17 protein-coding genes are annotated in these 18,621 nt (G+C 75.1%); 7 read left to right on the plus strand and 10 right to left on the minus strand.

Annotation, left to right across the window (positions count from 1 at the left end; genetic code table 11):
- Positions 1–55 precede the first annotated feature (55 nt).
- Positions 56–325 carry a mycoredoxin gene (locus ACFLFB_RS14340; RefSeq protein WP_392542856.1) on the plus strand — a complete coding sequence of 90 codons (270 nt, stop codon included), beginning with the start codon at positions 56–58 and terminating at the stop codon, positions 323–325.
- An 8-nt stretch (positions 326–333) separates the two neighbouring features.
- Here the strand turns inward: ACFLFB_RS14340 and nudC are convergent, their stop codons facing one another.
- Positions 334–1,254 carry an NAD(+) diphosphatase gene (gene nudC / locus ACFLFB_RS14345; protein WP_392542857.1) on the minus strand — a complete coding sequence of 307 codons (921 nt, stop codon included), beginning with the start codon at positions 1,252–1,254 and terminating at the stop codon, positions 334–336.
- Between the two features lie 41 nt (positions 1,255–1,295).
- Between nudC and ACFLFB_RS14350 the strand changes: the two genes are divergently transcribed.
- Complete coding sequence (locus tag ACFLFB_RS14350) at positions 1,296–2,627, plus strand: phosphotransferase (RefSeq protein ID WP_392542858.1); 1,332 nt, start codon at positions 1,296–1,298, stop codon at positions 2,625–2,627.
- Here the strand turns inward: ACFLFB_RS14350 and ACFLFB_RS14355 are convergent.
- The 3 genes from ACFLFB_RS14355 to moeB form a co-directional block, all read right to left on the minus strand.
- Positions 2,593–5,880, minus strand: coding sequence for a UvrD-helicase domain-containing protein (locus ACFLFB_RS14355; RefSeq protein ID WP_392542859.1), 3,288 nt, complete (start codon positions 5,878–5,880; stop codon positions 2,593–2,595). The two genes, ACFLFB_RS14350 and ACFLFB_RS14355, sit on opposite strands and share 35 nt — an antisense overlap.
- Positions 5,877–9,014 (minus strand): ATP-dependent helicase, encoded by a 3,138-nt coding sequence (locus ACFLFB_RS14360; RefSeq protein WP_392542860.1) that lies wholly within the window; start codon positions 9,012–9,014, stop codon positions 5,877–5,879. The genes ACFLFB_RS14355 and ACFLFB_RS14360 overlap by 4 nt, the downstream gene beginning before the upstream one ends.
- An 87-nt stretch (positions 9,015–9,101) precedes the next feature.
- On the minus strand, positions 9,102–10,286 hold the full coding sequence (gene moeB, locus ACFLFB_RS14365; protein WP_392542861.1) for a molybdopterin-synthase adenylyltransferase MoeB: 1,185 nt from the start codon (positions 10,284–10,286) through the stop codon (positions 9,102–9,104).
- A 90-nt stretch (positions 10,287–10,376) separates the two neighbouring features.
- Between moeB and ACFLFB_RS14370 the strand changes: the two genes are divergently transcribed.
- From ACFLFB_RS14370 to ACFLFB_RS14380, 3 genes are all read left to right on the plus strand, one after another.
- Complete coding sequence (locus tag ACFLFB_RS14370; protein WP_392542862.1) at positions 10,377–10,997, plus strand: TetR/AcrR family transcriptional regulator; 621 nt, start codon at positions 10,377–10,379, stop codon at positions 10,995–10,997.
- 126 nt (positions 10,998–11,123) lie between these two features.
- The gene (locus tag ACFLFB_RS14375) at positions 11,124–11,345 is read left to right on the plus strand and encodes a DUF3107 domain-containing protein (protein ID WP_392542863.1); all 222 of its coding nucleotides are present in this window, start codon (positions 11,124–11,126) and stop codon (positions 11,343–11,345) included.
- A 100-nt stretch (positions 11,346–11,445) separates the two neighbouring features.
- Positions 11,446–11,706: a GlsB/YeaQ/YmgE family stress response membrane protein gene (locus ACFLFB_RS14380; protein WP_392542864.1), complete on the plus strand. Its 261-nt coding sequence runs from the start codon at positions 11,446–11,448 to the stop codon at positions 11,704–11,706.
- Between the two features lie 78 nt (positions 11,707–11,784).
- On the opposite strand, the gene ACFLFB_RS14385 is transcribed toward ACFLFB_RS14380, so the two are convergent.
- The gene (locus tag ACFLFB_RS14385) at positions 11,785–12,453 is read right to left on the minus strand and encodes a ferritin-like fold-containing protein (protein ID WP_392542865.1); all 669 of its coding nucleotides are present in this window, start codon (positions 12,451–12,453) and stop codon (positions 11,785–11,787) included.
- Between the two features lie 148 nt (positions 12,454–12,601).
- Between ACFLFB_RS14385 and ACFLFB_RS14390 the strand changes: the two genes are divergently transcribed.
- Complete coding sequence (locus tag ACFLFB_RS14390; protein ID WP_392542866.1) at positions 12,602–14,143, plus strand: DEAD/DEAH box helicase; 1,542 nt, start codon at positions 12,602–12,604, stop codon at positions 14,141–14,143.
- A 75-nt stretch (positions 14,144–14,218) separates the two neighbouring features.
- On the opposite strand, the gene ACFLFB_RS14395 is transcribed toward ACFLFB_RS14390, so the two are convergent.
- From ACFLFB_RS14395 to ACFLFB_RS14405, 3 genes are read right to left on the minus strand one after another with little or no spacing between them, the layout of a single operon-like run.
- A complete protein-coding gene (locus ACFLFB_RS14395) occupies positions 14,219–15,271 on the minus strand; it encodes an NAD(P)-dependent alcohol dehydrogenase (RefSeq protein ID WP_392542867.1) in 1,053 nt (350 codons plus the stop codon).
- Between the two features lie 9 nt (positions 15,272–15,280).
- Entirely contained in the window at positions 15,281–16,060 is a 780-nt protein-coding gene (locus ACFLFB_RS14400) for a ParA family protein (protein WP_392542868.1), read from the minus strand.
- 42 nt (positions 16,061–16,102) lie between these two features.
- Positions 16,103–16,990, minus strand: a complete 888-nt coding sequence (locus ACFLFB_RS14405; RefSeq protein WP_392542869.1) for a LysR family transcriptional regulator — start codon at positions 16,988–16,990, stop codon at positions 16,103–16,105.
- Between the two features lie 75 nt (positions 16,991–17,065).
- Here ACFLFB_RS14405 and ACFLFB_RS14410 point away from each other — a divergent pair, with 75 nt between their 5' ends.
- The gene (locus ACFLFB_RS14410) at positions 17,066–17,293 is read left to right on the plus strand and encodes a hypothetical protein (protein ID WP_392542870.1); all 228 of its coding nucleotides are present in this window, start codon (positions 17,066–17,068) and stop codon (positions 17,291–17,293) included.
- A 15-nt stretch (positions 17,294–17,308) separates the two neighbouring features.
- Here ACFLFB_RS14410 and ACFLFB_RS14415 read toward each other — a convergent pair whose 3' ends face one another.
- Together ACFLFB_RS14415 and ACFLFB_RS14420 are read right to left on the minus strand one after the other, a co-directional pair.
- Positions 17,309–17,749, minus strand: coding sequence for a VOC family protein (locus tag ACFLFB_RS14415; RefSeq protein WP_392542871.1), 441 nt, complete (start codon positions 17,747–17,749; stop codon positions 17,309–17,311).
- On the minus strand, positions 17,734–18,618 hold the full coding sequence (locus ACFLFB_RS14420) for a RecB family exonuclease (RefSeq protein WP_392542872.1): 885 nt from the start codon (positions 18,616–18,618) through the stop codon (positions 17,734–17,736). Before ACFLFB_RS14420 ends, ACFLFB_RS14415 begins: the two co-directional genes overlap by 16 nt.
- Positions 18,619–18,621: the final 3 nt, after the last annotated feature.

Here is an 18,621-nt window from a genome sequence, read left to right on the forward strand (position 1 = left end):
TTCGCGGCCGCCCGCACGTTGCGCCCACCGGACCACACCGACCCCTGGAGGACCCATGTCCGGCGCGACCGAGCGCACCCTGCCCCACGCGGGCACCGTCACGATGTTCACGACGACCTGGTGCGGCTACTGCCGCCGCCTGAAGTCGCAGATGGACCGCGAGGGCATCGGGTACACCGAGGTCGACATCGAGCACGAGCCCGGCAGCGCCGAGTACGTCATGTCGGTGAACGGCGGCAACCAGACCGTGCCCACCCTGCTCTTCCCCGACGGCAGCGCCGCGACGAACCCGTCGATCCACGAGGTCCGCGACCGCCTCGCCTGACCCGCGCGTCAGCGCAGGGCGACCTCCGGGGCGTCGAGCGGGCCGCCGTACCAGTGCTCGACGAGCCGCCGTGAGATGGAGATCCGGCTCGACACGAGCACCGACCCGTCGTCGATGGCGGCGCGCAGCTCGGCGCGCGTGAACCACCGGGCGTCCTCGATCTCCTCGGCCTGCAGGCGCAGGTCGGTGCCGAGCGCCCGCGCCGTGAAGCCGAGCATCAGCGACGACGGGAACGGCCACGGCTGGTCGCCGAGGTAGGTGACGTCGACGACCTCGACGCCCACCTCCTCGAGCACCTCGCGCGCCACGGCCGACGCGAGGGTCTCCCCCGGCTCGACGAACCCGGCGAGCACCGACATCCCCGCGGTACGGAACCCGCGACCGCGGGCGAGGAGCAGGCGGTCGGCGTCGTCGACGACGGCCATGATCACCGCCATGTCGGTGCGGGGGTAGTGCTCGCTGCCGTCGTCCGGGCAGCGCCGGATCCACCCCGCGAGGGCGGGCTCGGTGGCGCGGCCGCAGCGCGGACAGTGTCCGTGCGTGCGGTGCCAGTTGGCCAGGGCGAGGGTCGTGGTGAAGGCCGCGGCGTCGGTGGCGTCGAGGTCGGCCCCCACCTGCCGCAGGCTGCGCCAGTCGTCGTCCGCCTCCAGGTCGTCGGCGACGACGCCCACCCAGGTGGCTCCGTCGGCGTCCCCGAGCAGGACGGCCAGCCGGCCCGCGTCCTCCGTCTCGGGAGGTCCGACGACGAGGCGGGGACCCTGCGGCTCGTCGAGCACCGCGACCCGGTCGCCGACGAGACGGAGCACCCGGGTGGCGGGGTCGGCCAGCAGCCGACCCAGCAGGTCGGGGTCGCTGCGCAGGTCCCCCCTGCGGTCGAACGCCGGTGCGCTGAGGGCCAGGTCGGGCAGGATCGCGTCGGCTGCGGGCACGCTTCCCAGCCTACGGGCGTCCCACGGCATACCGTGGGCCCGTGGACCGCAGCCCCGCCTTCCTCGCAGCGCTTGCGAGTGCCGCCGTGTCCGGCCTGGACCCGGTGAGCGTCGAGGCCCTGCCGAGCACCCCCGACCAGTCGTTCGACGTCGCCTTCGTCCAGGACGCCGAGCACCGCCGCTGGGTCGTGCGGGCCCCGCGGACCGACGTGGCCGGGGCCGAGATGGACCGCACGGTCGGCCTGCTCGCCCTCCTCGGGCGCCGCCTGCCGTTCGCCGTGCCGGCCCCGAGGGGCTTCGTCGCCCTCGCCGAGGGTGGCCGGGCGGCGGTGTACCCGTACCTACCCGGCCACCAGCTCGACTTCTCCGAGCTCCCGGCAGGCCCTGGCCTGGCGGCCGAGCTGGGCCGCGCGCTGGCCGCCCTCCACAACACCGACGCCGCCGTCTACGAGGAGGCGGGCCTGCCCTCGTACGACGCCGACGCCTACCGCAGCCGCCGCCTCGCCGAGCTCGACCGGGCCGCCGAGAGCGGGCGGGTGCCGACCACGCTCCTCGCGCGGTGGGAGTCGGCCCTCGAGGACGTCTCGCTCTGGCGCTTCGCCCCCACCCCCACGCACGGCGACCTCACCGGCGACCAGGTGCTCGCGGTCTTCACCGACGACGCCGATGCCTCCACGGGGAAGATCCGCGCGGTGACCGGGTGGGAGGACGCCAAGGTCGCCGACCCTGCCGACGACTTCGCCGCCCTCGTCGCCGACGCCCGGCCCGAGGCCGTCGAGACGGTGCTCGAGGCGTACTCGCACCAGCGGGTCGAGCGCCCCGACGCCAACCTCCTCGTGCGCGCCCGGCTCGTTGCCGAGCTCGGGCTGCTCGGCACCCTCATGACCGCTCTCACCCGCAAGGACACCGGCGCGGTCGAGGTCCTCACCACCCAGCTGCGCCGCCTCGACGACGCGGTGCACGCCGATGAGGACGAGGACGACTACCGCCGCACGTCGCTGTCACCCGTGGTGCTGCGCCCGCGGCCCTCCCCTCCCCCGCCGCTCGTCGACGACGACGACGACGAGGACCTCCCGAGCCTGCCGAACGACGCGACGCCGCAGCCCGAGCCGCAGCCCGACGCGGAGGTGGAGGACGAGGTCGAGGAGTGGCTGCGCGCCGCACCGGCCGAGCCCGCCGCCGACCCCGAGCCCGACGACGACTGGCTCGACGACGGCCGCGGCGCCGACACCCACGACCCGGTGGCGGCGGCGGAGTCCGACGCGCTCGCCGCGGAGATCGAGGCCGGGGCGGTGGAGTCGTTCGAGCAGGACGAGCAGGACGAGCCGGCGCAGGACGTCAGCGAGGACGAGCCGCGCCCAGCACACGGGTGATCTCGGCGAGGTCGGGCAGCTCCGGCCACACCGTCTCGCCCGTGGCCGCGTGGAAGAACGCCCCGCGCACCCGCGACGGGTCGACCCCGCGCAGCCGCGCCCACGCCAGCCGGTAGGCACCCAGCTGCACCGCCCGGGCACGTGCCCGCTCGCCCGTGGCCGGGGCACCGGTCTTCCAGTCCACGACGACCCAGTGCGGCAGCCCGCCCGGTCCGGCCTCCTCGAAGACGGCGTCGATCCGCCCGCGCACGGCGATCCCGTCGACCACCGTCTCCACGCTCGTCTCGACCTCGGCCGGCATCCGGTCGGCCCACTCGCTGGCGAGGAAGGTGTCGCGCAGCCGCTCCAGGCCCACGTCGTCGGCGTCCTCGTCGGCCGAGCCCGGCAGGGCGTCGACGTCGACGAAGGCGGCGCGACTGTAGTGCTCCTCGACCCAGGCGTGGAACGCCGTGCCCCGGCGGGTGGCGAGCGCGGGGGGCTGCGGCACCGGCCGGCGCAGGTCGAGGGTGAACCGGTCGGCGTCGTCGGCAAGGGACACCAGGGCCGAGGTGGACAGGTGCGCCGGCAGCTCGACGTCGACGTCGGCACCCGACCGCCGACGGGCCCGCTCGTCGAGCAGCATCCGCACCTCGGCGTCCCACGCCGACCCGGTGCCGGCGGACGCCCCCTGTGTCATCGCCGCACTGACCTCGCGGGCCGGGCCGAGGAGGCGCTGGCGGCGCTCGACGTGGTCGGTGGTGGGCCAGGAGACGCTGACCACCTCGGCGGTGCGCGGGTTCTGCGGCTTGGGGTCGTCGGTCGGCGGCAGGTCGGCCCACGGCCCGGGCGCGACGACGACGTCGCTGGCCCGCACCTCCTCGAGGAAGCGGGACGTGACCCTCGGCGTCGTGGCGGTCCCCCAGACGTGGGCGGTGAGGAGGAGGTCGCGGCGGGCGCGGGTGAGCGCGACGTAGGCGAGCCGCCGCTCCTCCGCGATGCCGTGGTCGGCGACGGCACCCGTGAAGCGGGTGAACGCGTCGTCGAGGGAGTCCCAGTCGTGGGGGTCGGACCAGCCGAACCGCGGCAGTCCCTCGACGTCGCCGCGCAGGTCGTAGGGCAGCGTCGCCAGCCCGGCGAGCCAGCCCTTGTCGCTGGGGTCGGCGTGGCCCCAGGCGTCGCCGACGACCTTGCCCTGGTTGCCCGAGTGGGCCGGGAAGGAGGACTCGACGAGCCCGGGGACGGCCACGACGTCCCACTCCAGGCCCTTGGCCGCGTGCACGGTCATCACCTGCACGGCGTCGGGTCGGGCCTCGACCCAACCCAGGTCGAGGCCGCGCTCCTCGGCGACCGCGGCCTCCAGCCAGGCGAGGAAGCCGCCGAGGGTCGCGCGCTCGGCGCTCGCGGCGAAGGTGCTGGCGACGTCGGCGAAGGCGTCGAGGTGGGCACGGGCCGCGCCGGGCGTGTACCCCGGGCGGGCGAGCACCTCGAGGTCGAGGCCCAGCGCCACCTCGGCCTCGGCCGTGAGCTCGGGCAGGCCGAGTCCGGTGAGGGCGCGCAGCCGCCGCACGGCGTCGCCGAGGCCGCGGAGCCGGGCCAGGGCGAGCTCGCCCACCCGCTGGCCGTCGGACCCGACCCACGCCGCGGGGGGCAGGTCGTCGAGGGCCTCGACGATGCTCGCCTCCTCGCTGCTGTCGGGCGAGAGGTCGGCGCGCCGGTCGCCCTGCGCGCGGGCGGTGCGCTGCCGGTGCCGCGCCCAGGCGCCGAGGCCGTCGAGGTCGGCGGCGCCCAGCCGGCAGGACGGGCCGGTGAGCAGCCGCATCAGCCGGTCGCCCCGCGAGGGGTCCTGCACGACGTGGAGCAGCGCGACGAGGTCGGCGACCTCGGGCGTGTGGAGCAGCCCGCCGAGGCCGACGACCTCGTGGGGCACCCCGGCCCGCTCGAGGGCGTCGACGACGGGGTCGAACTGGGAGCGCTTGCGGCACAGCACCGCCGCCGTGCGACGCTCCGGGCGGCGCAGCCGCTCGGCGACCCACCCGACGACGTGCTCGGCCTCCTCCTCGAGGGTGACGAGCCGGGCGACCGCGACGTGCCCGGGACCGGCGTCGTCGCGCGCGACGAGCGAGCGGACGTCGACCCGCGTCGTGGCGGCGAGCGGACCGGCCACGACGTTGGCGGCGTCGAGGACGACGCGGTCGTTGCGCCAGCTCGTGGACAGGTGGAGCACCGTGGCCGGGTCGGGGTCGCCGAAGTCGGAGCGGTACCGGTCGAGGGTGGTGGAGGACGCGCCGCGCCAGCCGTAGATCGACTGGTGCGGGTCGCCGACGGCGGTGACCGGCACCGGCTCGCCCTCGGCGACGAAGACCGCGCGCAGCAGCTGCAGCTGGGCCTCGGAGGTGTCCTGGAACTCGTCGAGGAGCACGGCCCGGAACCGGCCGCGCTCGGCCTTGCCGACCTCGGCCACCGAGGTCGCGAGCCGGGCCGCGAGCGCCATCTGGTCGGCGAAGTCCATGGCGTCGCGCGAGCGCTTGAGCTCGGCGTACCGCTGGAGCAGCGGCACGACGGCCCGCCGCTCGCGCAGCACGGTGAGGGCCGTGCGCACCGTGGCCGGGTAGGCCTTCTTGCGCGAGGTCTCGCCCTTGGTGACGAGGTCGAGGGTGGCGACCACCTCGTCGAGGTGCGCCGCGAGCTGGTCGGGGCCGACGAGGTGCTCGGCCATCTCCCCGGCGAGGTCGACGACGGCGGTGGTCACGGTGGACTCGGCCTTCTCGACGCCGTCCATCGGGCCGTCCCACGACGCGACCGCCTCGTGCGCGACCTGCCACGCCGCGGCCTCGGTGAGCAGCCGGCTCTCCGGCTCGACCCCGAGGCGCAGCCCGTGCTCGCGCACGATCCGGCCGGCGTACGCGTGGTACGTCGACACGGTCGGGACGTCGTCGAGGACCTCGGCGCCGTCCTCCGACGGCGGGGTCCACAGCCCGGTCTCGCGCAGCACGGTGAGCCGGGCCGCCAGCCGCTCGGAGAGCTCGCCGGCGGCCTTGCGGGTGAAGGTGAGGCCGAGGACCTCGTCGGGTCGGACGAACCCGTTGGCGACGAGCCAGACGACCCGGGCCGCCATCGTCTCGGTCTTGCCCGAGCCGGCGCCCGCGACGACGAGCAGCGGCCGCAGCGGCGCCTCGATGACGGCCGCCTGCTCGGGCGTGGGGGCGTACGGCTGGCCGAGGGCGCGAGCCAGCTCGACGGCGCCCCAGCGCACACCGGTGGTCGTGGCGGTCACAGCAGCCTCCCCTCGGCCTGGGCGGGGCAGGAGTGCTTGACCTGGCACGGCCCGCAGTGCGACCCGGGCGTGGCCGCGAAGGTGGCGCCGGCCATCGCGTCGGCGGTGTCGTCGAGGAGGGCGCGGGCCCAGCCCGGTTCCTCGTCGTCGGTGAGCGGGACCTGCGCCTGGACGGTGGTCGACACGTTGGCCGCCTTGCCCAGCTGGAGGAGGGCGGCGCCGGCCGCGGTGGTGCCGTGCTCGGCGAAGGCTCCCTCGCCGACGGCGAGCTGGTAGGCCCCCAGCTGCCCGTGCCGGCGGACCTCCTCCTTGCTCGGCTTCGACGACCCGGTCTTGAGGTCGACGACGCGGACCCGCCCGGCGGGGTCGACCTCGACGCGGTCGACGGTGCCCGACACCACGGCCCGGCCGAGGGCGACCCGCAGCTTCTGCTCGGAGGCCGCGCGTCGCCAGCCCTCGGCACTCGTCTCGTCGACGTACCGGGCGAGGCGGCCGGTCATCCGCTGGGCCTCGGCGAGGCGGCGGCGCGAGAGCCAGCCCGGCGGCAGGCCGAGCCGTCCCCAGCGTCGCTCGACCTCGGCGGCGTAGGCGGCGGCGTCGGTGTCGCCGAGGTCGTGGGCGATCTCGTGCACGAGGATCCCGACGTCCTGCGCCCCCACCGACGGGCCGTCGCCGCCGCTGGCTCGCAGCACCCACTGCAGGCCGCAGCGCCAGAAGCCGTCGATCCCGCTGGGAGACACCCGGACCGGGTCCTCCGGCCCTCGGCGTGGGCGGTCGTCGGTGAGGTCGCGCAGCGTCCACCACTGGGCCGGGTCGGCGCCGGGCACCTGCTCGCGGGCGAGCCGGGCGAGGGTGGTGACGGCGGCGCCACGCACGCCGGGGTCGTCGGAGAGCAGCGAGCGGCGCAGCTCGGCGACGACGCCCTGGAGGGTCATCGGCCGCGGGACGTCGGTGAAGGGTCGCGCGTCGGGGCGCGGGTCGACCACGTCGAGGTAGGGCGAGGGCTGCTCGTCGTCGCTGCGCACCGCGGTGACGACGAGGTGCCGGCGGGCGCGGGTGCAGGCGACGTGGAACAGCCGGGTCTCGTCGTGCCGCACCTGCGCGCGGGCGGCGCGGGGCTCGGTGTCGCGGCCGGTGACGACGTCGACGAGGTCGGTGGAGCCGAGGAGCGAGCCGCGCAGCCGCAGGTCGGGCCAGACCCCCTCCTGCACGCCCGCGACGACCACGAGGTCCCACTCCAGCCCCGCCGCCCCGGCCGGCGTGACCAGGGCGACGGACTCGCCGGGCGCGGCGCGCGCGGCGAGGGTGTCGCCGGCGACGTCCTGCGAGAGCACGTGGTCGAGGAAGTCGGCGGGCCGGGAGGCCGGGAGCCGGTCGGTGAAGCGGGCAGCGGCGTCGAACAGGCCGAGCACGGCGTCGAGGTCGCGGTCGGCGCGGCCACCCGCGGGGCCTCCCCCCAGGGCCGTGTCGCGCCAGGCGGTGGCGAGGCGGCTGGCGCCCCACATGGCCCACAGGACGTCCTCGACGCCCTCGCCCTCGCGCAGCGCGTCGACGGCCGTGGCGAGGACGCGGTGGACCCGGCGGGCGGGGGCAGCCTCGGGTCCGAGCCGGTCGAGGGAGAGCGGGGCGAGGACGGCCTCGGCGAGGAGGACGTCGCTGGGCCGCCCGCCGCCGTCGTCGAGCTCGACCCGGCGCAGCGAGCGCCGCAGCCGGCGCAGCGCCACGGCGTCGGCGCCCCCGACCGGCGAGCCGAGCACGTCGACGACGACCTCGGGGTCGAGCTCCTCGGCCCCGCCGACCACGTCGAGCGCGCAGCGCAGCAGGGCGAGGAAGGGGCGCACGGCGGCCTCGTCGCGGACGGGGAGCTCGGCGGCGGCGGTGTCGACCGGGACCCCGGCGCCGCGCAGCACCCGCCGCAGGGTGGCGGTGCGGGCCCCGCCGCGCACGACCACGGCCATCCGCGACCACGGCACGCCGTGCAGCAGGTGCGCCTCGCGGCACCGGCCGGCGACGAACGACGCCTCCTGGGCCACGGTGCGCAGCAGGTGCGCCTCGACGAGGCACTCCTCGTCGGTCGGCTGCGCCCCACGGTGGGCCACGCCCCCGACGACCCCGACGTGGGCGACGACCCGCGCCGCGACCTCCCCGATGGCGCGGGGCGACCGGTGGCCGGTGCCCAGCACGAGCGTCGTGGCACCGGGCCAGCCCCGGGCGAACAGGCGCGGGTCGGCGCCGCGGAAGGTCTGGGTGGCGGCATCCGGGTCGCCGACGAGGACGAGCGGCACCGCGCCGGCCCCGGTGACGACGTCGAGGAGGCGGCGCGCGGCCGGCGTCAGCTCCTGGGCGTCGTCGACGACGACGAGGCGCAGGGTGGCCCGCAGCCGGTCGAGGGCCTCGGCATCGGTGTCGAGGAGGTCGGCGGCGGCCGTGAGGATGGTGGCCGGGTCCCAGGCGCCCGGGCTCGACAGGGCGGTGACGTCCTCGTACTCGCGCAGGACCGCGGCGCCGGCCACCCACTCGGGCCGGGCGTGCTCGGCCCCGAGCGCGGCGAGGTCGTCGGGGCCCAGCCCCAGCTCGACGCAGCGCATGAGGAGGTCACGCAGCTCGCTGCGGAACCCTCGGGTCGGCAGCGCCAGGGCGACCGACGGGGGCCAGGCCGGGGCCGGGGTCTCCCCCGACAGGTGACCGGCCAGCAGCTCGCGCAGGATGACGTCCTGCTCGGGGCCGCTGAGCAGGCGTGGTGTGGGCTCGCCCGCCAGCGCCGCGGCCTCGCGCAGCACCCCGAACCCGAACGACTGGTGGGTGCGGGCGAGCGGGGTGGTCGTGGTGCCGCCGAGGCGGGCCGTGACGGCGTCGCGCAGCCGCGCGGCGGCCACGCGCGTGGGCGCCAGGAGCAGGCACCCGTCGGCGGCCGCCCCGCCCTCGACCGCCCGCACCACGCGCTCGACCGCCACCGTGGTCTTGCCGGTCCCCGGGCCCCCGAGCACGCGCACCACCGGGCCGGCGGCGTCGACGGCCGCGCGCTGCGCGGGGTCGAGGTCGACGGCCGGCGCCGAGACGGCGGCGGGGCGGCGGAGGACGAGCACCCCGGGATTCCACCACGTCGCCCCGACACCGCCGCGGGTGGACGCCATGGCAGCGACCCGCCTGCTCGGCGCCCACATCCGGACGCCACCCCCGCGTTTCGACGCCATGGCGTCGAAACGCCGTGGGGAGCGGCGTCAGTACGTCGGGAGGGAGGGGTCGACGTCGTGGACCCAGGCGAGGACGCCGCCCTCGACGTCGACGGCGTCGACGCCCCGCGAGCGCAGCAGGTCGACCGCCTCGGCCGAGCGCACCCCCGTCTTGCAGACCACGTACACCGGCCCCGAGCGCGGCACGTCGAGCCCCGGGAGGGGGTCGTCGGGCGAGCCGGCGCGCACCCGGTCCATCGGCAGCCACGCCGAGCCGGGGATGCCGACGACCTCGCGCTCCCCCGCCTCGCGGACGTCGACGAGCAGCACGTCACCGCGGGCCAGGACGTCCCGCAGGCCGAGGGCCGTCACCGAGGGGTGCTCGCCGCCGGACACCGCGACGGGCTCGTCCTCGCGAGCCGACGCCCATCCCAGGACCTTCGACGCGTCCGCCCCCGACCCGCACACCCGGCACCCGGGGTCGCGCCGCACGGGCAGCGCGTCCCACGTCTGGCCCAGCGCGTCGTGGACGAGCAGTCGCCCGACGAGCGGCTCGCCCACCCCCGTGACGAGCTTGACGGCCTCGGTCGCCATGACCGCCCCGATGCTCGCGCACACCGCGCCGAGGACGCCGCCCACCGCGCAGGAGGGCACGGCCTCCGGCGCCGGCTGGGTCGGGAAGACGCAGGCGTAGCAGGGGCCCTCGCCCGCCCACCACACCGAGACCTGGCCGTCGAAGCGGAACACCGAGCCCCACACGTGCGGCACGCCGAACCGGGCGCAGGCGTCACCGACGAGGTAGCGCGTGGGGAAGTTGTCGGCGCCGTCGAGGACGAGGTCGTAGTCGGCGACGACGTCGAGGGCGTTGTCGGCGGTCAGCCGCTCGCGGTGCTCGACGACGGTGGTCAGCGGGCTCACCGCGTGGACGGCGTCCGCCGCCGACGAGGTCTTGGGGCGCCCGACGTCGGCGTCCCCGTGCACCACCTGGCGCTGGAGGTTGGTCGTCTCCACGACGTCGTCGTCGACGATGCCGAGGGTGCCCACGCCCGCGGCCGCCAGGTAGAGCAGCGCGGGCGACCCCAGGCCCCCGGCGCCGACGACCAGCACGCGGGCCGCGCGCAGCCGCCGCTGCCCCAGCGAGCCGAGGTCGGGCAGGAGGAGGTGGCGCGCGTAGCGCGTGCGCTCGGTGGCGTCGAGCTCGGGGCCCAGCGGCACGAGCGGGGGTCGGGCCATGTCGCGACGATAACAACCGACCGTGAGCCGTCCCCGGTCGCGGCGTTACCCGTCCGTAGGATGCACCTGACGTCGACGACGAGGACCACGATGACCAGCACGCACACGACCACCCGGGGCCAGCGGATGCCGCGCAGCGAGCGCCGCGCCCAGCTCCTCGAGGCGGCCCAGGCCGTCTTCGTCCAGTCCGGCTACCACGCCGCGGCGATGGACGACATCGCCGACCGGGCGGGGGTCTCCAAGCCGGTGCTCTACCAGCACTTCCCCGGCAAGCTCGACCTCTACCTCGCCCTGCTCGACAAGCACTGCGAGACGCTCGAGGGCCTGGTCCGCGAGGCGCTGGCCGTCGGGGGCGACAACGAGGTGCGCGTCGAGCGCACCGTCGCGGCCTACTTCGACTTCGTCACCCGCGAAGGTGCCGCGTTCCGCATGGTCTTCGAGTCCGACCTCACGAGCGTGCCGCAGGTCCGCGCCCGGCTCGACGCCGTGGAGATGAACTGCGCCGAGGCCATCGCCGAGGTCATCGCCGAGGACACGGGCGCCGACGACGAGCGCGCCCTCCTCCTCGGCTCGGCCCTGGCCGGGATGGCGCAGGTCTCGGCCCGCCACTGGCTGGCCCAGGGCGGCGACATCGGCGAGGCCGAGGCGGCCACCATCATCACCATGCTCGCGTGGCGGGGGCTGGGGTCCTTCCCCAAGGTCGAGACCTGATCCGCCCGCAGCGAACACGGCGTCCACGGCGCCGGGTCGCGGAATGCCGGGGTGGGGGCGCGGGTTAGCCTGAGCCCGACGTGCGCGGCCCCGGCCGCGCCAACCCCCGACGAAAGGTGTGCACCCGTGGAGGTCACCATCGGTGTCCAGAACGTCGCCCGCGAGATCGCGGTCGAGACCGACTCCGACGCGGCCGAGGTCACCGCGGCCGTCGAGGCGGCGCTGCGCGACGGCGGCGTCCTCAAGCTCACCGACACCAAGGGCCGCGCCGTGCTCGTGCCCGGTTCGGTCATCGGCTGGGTCCAGGTCGGCGAGAACGAGAAGAGCAAGGTCGGCTTCTCCGTCTGACCCGGTCCGCAACTGGGGTGTCCACCGTCCCCCACCTGCGGTTCAGCGAGGCATACGCTCGGCCCAGAGGGTCCGCCCCGGACCCCGGAAGGAGCACTCGGTGTCCATCATCGGTTCGATCATCGCGGGGATCGTCGTGGGCGTCCTCGCCCGCCTCGTCCTCCCCGGGAAGCAGAACATCAGCGTCATCATCACGATCGTCCTCGGCATCGTGGGCGCGCTCCTCGGCTGGTGGCTCGCCGGCCTGCTGGGTGTCGCGGCCACCGACGGGGTCGACTGGATCCGCTGGCTCATCTCGATCGTCGTGGCGGCCATCCTCATCGTGGTCTACGGGGCGGTCACCGGGAAGAAGCAGGTCTGACCTCCCGCCCGCAGCACCGACGCGGCCCCCGTCCACACCGGACGGGGGCCGCGTCGCGTCTGCCGCGGGTCGAGGAGGTCAGGCGGACAGGCCCAGGCGGGTCATCCGGGCCTGGTGCCGGTCGGTGAGGCGGACGAACATCTGTCCGACCTCGGCGAGGTCCACGCCCCCGCCGACGAGCAGGGCCGACATCGCGTCGCGCTCGACCGCCACCGCCTGGGCCTGCGACAGCGCCTCACCGAGGAGGCGGCGCCCCCACAGCGCGAGGCGCCCGGCACCTGCACGGTCGGTCTTGAGGGCGTCGCGCACGACGCCCACGACGAAGTCGGCCTGCCCCTCGTCGTCGAGCGCGCGCTCCATGACGCCGCGGGTGTCGTCGTCGACGAAGACCGACATCTCCCGGTAGAAGTCCTTGGCGATCCCGTCGCCGACGTAGGCCTTGACCAGGCCCTCGAGCCAGCCCTTGGGCTTCGTGCGCTCGTGGTAGGCCGCGAACGGCACGACGAAGGGCCCCATCGCCGTCTCGGGGTCGATGCCGTGGGCGCGCATGTGGTCGACGAGCTGGGTGAACTGCACGTACTCGGCGTTCGCCAGGCCGGCCATCGCCGACTTCAGCGCGAGGGTGGGGGCGATGTCGGAGTCGACCGCCATCCGGGTGAACGCCGTGAGCTCCCCGTAGGCGAGGACGCCCAGGAGGTCGACGACGGCGGCGTGGTACGCGGGGTCCTCGATCGAGGTCTGCTCCATGACCGGCGAGCCTAACGGTAGGATGACCCACGTCCACGGTGCCCGGTCGGCACGCAGGCAGCCCAGCGGCTCCACCCCCCGAAGACCTCCGATCGGCCCGCAGCCCCATGCACCGGCGCGCTCGCGCCTGCTGACCGGAAGATCCTCAATGACCGACGTCACCGACGCGCCCGAGGCCGTCACCGCGCCCCCCGCGCCCCTGTTCTCCGACTTCCCCATCCACGCCGACATCGTCTCGGCGCTGGCGGGCCACGGCATCACCTCGCCGTTCCCGATCCAGGCGATGACCCTCCCCGTCGCCCTCGGCGGCCACGACATCATCGGCCAGGCCAAGACCGGCACGGGCAAGACCCTCGGCTTCGGCATCCCCATCCTCAACCGGGTGGTCTCCCCGCGGGACGCCGCGTTCGCCGACCTCCCGCACGCCGGCAAGCCGCAGGCCCTCGCCGTCGCCCCCACCCGCGAGCTCGCGGTGCAGGTGTCCAGCGACCTCGAGCGCGCCGGTGCCACGCGCGGCATCCGCGTCCTCACCGTCTACGGCGGCCGCGCGTACGAGCCGCAGGTCGAGGCCCTCAAGCGGGGCGTCGAGGTCGTCGTCGGCACGCCCGGTCGCCTCATTGACCTCGCCAAGCAGGGCCACCTCGACCTCGGCCACGCCCGCATCGTCGTGCTCGACGAGGCCGACGAGATGCTCGACCTCGGCTTCCTCCCCGATGTCGAGAAGCTCCTCGCGCTCACCCCGGCGGCCCGCCAGACCATGCTCTTCTCCGCGACGATGCCCGGCGCGGTGGTGGCGCTCGCGCGCCGCTACATGAACCAGCCCACGCACATCCGCGCGATGGCCAACGACGACGGCCAGGACACCCACACCGTCGCCGCCGTCGAGCAGTTCGTCTACCGGGCCCACGCGATGGACAAGGTCGAGATGCTCGCCCGCATGCTCCAGGCGGAGGGCCGGGGGCTCACCATCGTCTTCAGCCGCACCAAGCGCACGGCCGCCAAGGTGGCCGACGACCTCGTCGAGCGCGGCTTCGCGGCCGCCCCCATCCACGGCGACCTGGGCCAGGGCGCCCGCGAGCAGGCCCTGCGCGCGTTCCGCAACGGCAAGGTCGACATCCTCGTCGCCACCGACGTCGCGGCCCGCGGCATCGACGTCGAGAACGTCACCCACGTCATCAACTACCAGTGCCCCGAGGACGAGAAGACCTACGTCCACCGCATCGGCCGCACCGCCCGCGCCGGCAACACCGGCATCGCCGTGACCTTCGTCGACTGGGACGACATCCCGCGCTGGGGCCTGATCAACAAGGCCCTCGACCTCGGCATCCCCGACCCGCAGGAGACGTACTCCTCCTCGCCGCACCTCTACAGCGACCTCGACATCCCCGCCGGGACCAAGGGCCGCCTCCCCCACGCCAAGCAGACCCGCGCCGGCCTGGACGCCGAGGTCCTCGAGGACCTCGGGGAGACCGGCAAGTCCGGTGGCCGCCGTCCCTCGGCCGGTGGCCGTGGTGGCGACCGTGACCGCGGTGGCCGTGGCGGAGACCGTGGAGGCGACCGCGGTGGCCGTGGCCGCTCGGAGTCGACCGCCCCGCCCGCCGACTCCGGGGACGCCCCGCGCAGCCGCAACCGCAGCCGCAACCGTCGGCGCACCCACGGAGGCAGCCCCGCCGGGGACGCCGCCAGCTGACCGGCACCCTCCCGACACACCGAACCCCCGGCGGACCGAGGTCCGCCGGGGGTTCGTCGTCGGTGCGAGGAGGCGTCAGGACGCGCTGATGGTGCTCGTGTCGATGACGTAGCGGTAGCGGACCTTGGAGCCGACGACCTTGTCGTAGGCCGCGTCGACCTCGTCGGCGCCGATGACCTCGACGGTCGCCCCGAGGCCGTGCTCGGCGCAGAAGTCGAGCATCTCCTGGGTGCCCTTGATGCCGCCGATGTTCGAGCCGGTCATCGCCTTGTCGCCCATGATGAGCGAGCCGAAGTGCAGCGACTGGTTGTTCTCGGGGAGGCCGACCATGACGAAGGTGCCGAAGGTCTTGAGCAGCTTGAGGTAGCTGTCGACGGGGAGGTCGGCGGAGACGGTGCACAGGATGAGGTCGAAGGCCCCGCGCAGGTCCTTGAAGGTCTGCGGGTCGCTCGTCGCGCGGTAGTCGTGCGCACCGAACGCCCGGCCGTCGTCCTCCTTGGACAGGGTCTGCGACAGGACGGTGACCTCGGCGCCCAGCGCCACGGCGATCTTGACGCCCATGTGGCCCAGGCCGCCCATCCCGACGACGGCGACCTTCTTGCCGGGGCCGGCGCCCCAGCGCACGAGGGGGGTGTAGGTGGTGATGCCGGCGCACAGCAGGGGCGCGGCCTGCGAGAGCTCGATGCCCTCGGGGATGCCGAGGACGAACCGCTCGCTGGCGACGACCTGCTGGGCGTAGCCGCCGGTGGTCCACTCGCCGTCGTAGCCCTGGGCGTTGTAGGTGCCGACCGACCCCTTGGTGCAGAAGTTCTCGTGGTCGTCGCGGCACATCTCGCACTCGCCGCAGGAGTCGACGAGGCAGCCGACACCGACGCGGTCACCGACCGCGTACTTCGTGACGGCGTCGCCGACGGCGGCGACGGTGCCGGCGATCTCGTGCCCGGTGACGAGCGGGAAGTGGGCGGGGCCCCACTCCTCGCGGACGGTGTGGATGTCGGAGTGGCAGATGCCGGCGAAGGCGACGTCGATGCGGACGTCGTCGGGCCGCAGGTCGCGCTGCTCGATGGTGCCCTGGCGGAAACCCGACGAGGCGGAGTCGGCGATGATGGCGGGGACGGTCGTGGTCATGCGACCAGCCTAGGCAGCCGGCTCCGGGACGAGGGCGGCGGCCACCTTCCGATACGCCTGGGCGCCCTTGCTGGTGCGGGCGGTCGACAGGATCGAGCGCCCGACGGCGGGTGCCTCGGCGAAGCGGACGGTCTTGGGGATCGGCGGGCCGAGGACGGGCAGGCCGTAGCGGTCGCCGACGTCCTCGAGGACCTCGCGGGCGTGCAGGCTGCGCCCGTCGTACAGCGTCGGGAGGATCCCGAGGACGGTGAGCTTCTTGTTGAGGATCTTCTTGACGTCGCGCACGGTGTCGAGCAGCTGGCCGACCCCGCGGTGGCTGAGCATCTCGCAGGGCATCGGGATGACGAGCCCCTGGGCGGCGGTGAGCGCGTTGAGGGTGAGCACCCCGAGGCTGGGCGAGCAGTCGAGGAGGATGACGTCGTACCGCTTGCGGACGGTGTCCAGGGCGCCCTGGAGGACGTACTCGCGGGCCGGGCGGGAGAGCAGGAACGCCTCGGCGCCCGCGAGGTCGATGGTGCTCGGGACGAGGTCGATGCCCTCCTCGCAGGTGACGATGACGTCGGCGAGGTCGACCCCGCCGACGAGGACGTCGTGGATCGACGCCTCCACGGTGTCGGGGTCGACACCGAGGCTGAAGGTGAGGCAGGCCTGCGGGTCGAGGTCGACGAGGAGGACGCGCAGCCCGCGCTCGGCGAAGGCCGCGCCGAGTGAGGCGACCGACGTGGTCTTGGCCACCCCGCCCTTCTGGTTGGCGAGGGCGATGGTCATGGCCTTGCGCTTGGGCGCCATCAAGGGCCTTTCAGGAGGTCCGACGGACGGGTCTGCATCCTCTCACCCGGCCAGGACGAAGCGGCGGAAGGCCTCCGCCGAGGGCAGGAGCGGGCGGCCCGGGAGCCAGGCCAGCCCCACCTCGCGCTGGGCGTCGGCGTCGGTGAGCGGGACGAGGCGGGTGCGGGCGAAGGTCGTCGGCGCGGGGAGACCCATGGCCGGCACGACCGCCACGCCGAGGCCGGCGGCGACGAGGCCGCGCACCGTGGGCAGGTCCTCGGCCTCGAAGGCGATCCTCGGCTCGAACCCGGCAGCCGCGCACAGCCCGAGCGTCTGGGTGCGCATCATCGAGGGCGCCGTGCGGACGACGAACGGTTCCCCCGCCACCTCGGCGAGGGAGACGTCCTCGCGGCCCGCCAGCGGGTGGCCGGGGGCCACGGCGAGGACGAGGGGCTCGACGAGGACCCGCGCCCACTCCACCCCGGGCTGGAGGACGCGGTGCGCCGTGAGCTCGACGTCGGCCCGGCGGGTGGCCAGAAGCGGGGAGACCCGCCCCGACTCCCCCACCGAGGTCCGCTCGAGGAGGACTCGGACCCGGGGACGCACGCGCAGGAAGTCGCGGATCAGGCCCGGGACGAGCCACGAGCCGAGGCTGAGCGGGAAGGCGAGGGTGACGACACCGCCCTCGGGGTCGAGCAGCTCGCTGACGGCGGCGAGGCCGTCGTCGAGGTCGTTGACGAGGGAGTCGACGTGCCGCTTGAACGCCACGCCCGCGTGCGTCATCCGTAGGACGCGACCCGAGCGGCGCAGCAGGGGCGTGCCGACCTCCTGCTCGAGACGGGCCAGCGCGCGCGAGACGCCGGGCTGGCTGACCTCGAAGACCTCGCTGACCTCGGTGACGGTGTAGCCGTCGGCGACGAGCTGGAACCAGCGCAGCGACTCGGTGTCCATCCCATGACGATAGTGCATGGGTTATATGTCCCGATTTCATTGGACGCATGCGACGCGGAACTCGACACTGGACGCATGAGCACTTCGCAGATGTGGACCACCGTCAAGGACGAGCTCCGCGCGCGCCGCGAGGCTCGCGAGCGCGCCAACGCCCTCCGGGCCGACCTCGCGCACTACCGGACCCCCGCCGAGATCGACGACCTCATGGCCGCCGTCGACGCGCAGGAGGGCCCCGAGGCCGAGTTCATCCGCAGCGTCCTCTCGGACAACCTGCGCACCTGGCAGGCGCGCATCAGCGCCTGACCGCGGACCCCGCCCTCAGGGGCGGGCCGTGGTGTCGGTGTCGGGCACGACCCGCACACCGATCGGCCCCGGGTTCCACGCGACCTCCCAGCGGAAGCCGTCGGGGTCGGCGAAGTACCCGGTGTAGCCACCCCAGTCGCGCGCGACCGCCTCCCCGACCTCGGCGCCGGCCCGCCGCGCCTCCTCGAGGACGGCGTCGACGTCCCGAGGATGGGCGACGTTGTGCGCCAGCGTGATCGGCACGACGCCCGGCCCGCTCTGGGCCGGCTCGCCCACCTCGGCCTCGAAGGCCGCGCGGTCCCAGAGCGAGAGCACGAGCCGCTCGCCGACGGGGACCATGAGCACCTCTCCCGGCACGTCGAGCTCGGGCTCCCAGCCCAGGCCGTCGACGTAGAACGCGCGGGTGCGCGCCAGGTCGCGCACCGCGAGGGTCACGAAGGTCAGTCTCTGCTCCACTCGGGCTCCTTCCGTGGGGCCGGCTCCTCGAGGGCGGCCCAGTCGGACTTCTCGGGACCGGCCGCCTGCCCCTCGGGACAGTGCGCCCGCAGGTCGCACCAGCCGCACAGTGGGCCGGTGCGCGGCGGGAAGAGCTCGGACTCGGCGCCCTTCTCGGCGAAGTCGCGGTCGGCCCGCCGCGCGTCGCGCGCGATGGAGCGGGCCTGCTCGACCTTGCGGGTGAGCGACTCGGGGGTGTGCTCGTGCACCGCGCGGGTCCCGCTGGGCACGTGGTGCAGCTCGACGCGCAGGGTGCGCCGCCGGAACATCTTCCACACCGCCGCGGCGTAGAGGGCCAGGGCCAGGGAGGTGCGGGCGTCGTCGTCGGTGGGGGCGACCCGCGAGGTCTTGTAGTCGACGACGACGAGCTCGCCGTCGCGGTCGTCGAGGCGGTCGACCCGGCCCGTGAGGCGCAGCTCGCCGGAGACGAAGGAGACCGTGCGCTCGATGCCGACCGGATGGCTCGCGGGGTCGACGTCGCCGAGGTAGGTGGTGACGGCCTCGCGCATGCGGGTGCGCCACAGCGCCGACTGGGTGCCGTCGCGGAAGCCGACGTCGATCCAGGCCCGGTCGACGAGCTCCGCTCCCGCCTCGGGGCGGGGGTCGGGCAGGTCCCACCAGTCGCGCAGGGCGTTGTGGACGGCGTTGCCGAGGGAGGTGTGGGCCCGCTGGCCGCGCCGCGGCGGCGCGGGGCGGTCGAGGTACTGCAGGCGGTACCGGCGCGGGCAGTCGAGGAAGGCGAGCAGCTTGCTCGGGCTCGCGGCCCACAGGGGTTCGGGCACGCCGGTGAGCGGCAGCGCGTCCTGCCCGGCGACATCCCCCTTCTCCATGCC

This window comes from Oryzobacter telluris, assembly GCF_043099285.1.
Lineage (GTDB): Bacteria > Actinomycetota > Actinomycetes > Actinomycetales > Dermatophilaceae > Oryzobacter > Oryzobacter telluris.

What these genes read in the sequence shown, in the direction of transcription:
- ACFLFB_RS14340 (WP_392542856.1), top strand. Translation starts at nt 56, where the DNA reads ATGTCCGGCGCGACCGAGCGCACCCTGCCCCACGCGGGCACCGTCACG.
- ACFLFB_RS14360 (WP_392542860.1), bottom strand. Translation starts at nt 9,014, where the DNA reads ATGGCGTCCACCCGCGGCGGTGTCGGGGCGACGTGGTGGAATCCCGGG.
- moeB (WP_392542861.1), bottom strand. Translation starts at nt 10,286, where the DNA reads ATGGCCCGACCCCCGCTCGTGCCGCTGGGCCCCGAGCTCGACGCCACC.
- ACFLFB_RS14370 (WP_392542862.1), top strand. Translation starts at nt 10,377, where the DNA reads ATGACCAGCACGCACACGACCACCCGGGGCCAGCGGATGCCGCGCAGC.
- ACFLFB_RS14385 (WP_392542865.1), bottom strand. Translation starts at nt 12,453, where the DNA reads ATGGAGCAGACCTCGATCGAGGACCCCGCGTACCACGCCGCCGTCGTC.
- ACFLFB_RS14390 (WP_392542866.1), top strand. Translation starts at nt 12,602, where the DNA reads ATGACCGACGTCACCGACGCGCCCGAGGCCGTCACCGCGCCCCCCGCG.
- ACFLFB_RS14395 (WP_392542867.1), bottom strand. Translation starts at nt 15,271, where the DNA reads ATGACCACGACCGTCCCCGCCATCATCGCCGACTCCGCCTCGTCGGGT.
- ACFLFB_RS14400 (WP_392542868.1), bottom strand. Translation starts at nt 16,060, where the DNA reads ATGGCGCCCAAGCGCAAGGCCATGACCATCGCCCTCGCCAACCAGAAG.
- ACFLFB_RS14405 (WP_392542869.1), bottom strand. Translation starts at nt 16,990, where the DNA reads ATGGACACCGAGTCGCTGCGCTGGTTCCAGCTCGTCGCCGACGGCTAC.
- ACFLFB_RS14410 (WP_392542870.1), top strand. Translation starts at nt 17,066, where the DNA reads ATGAGCACTTCGCAGATGTGGACCACCGTCAAGGACGAGCTCCGCGCG.
- ACFLFB_RS14420 (WP_392542872.1), bottom strand. Translation starts at nt 18,618, where the DNA reads ATGGAGAAGGGGGATGTCGCCGGGCAGGACGCGCTGCCGCTCACCGGC.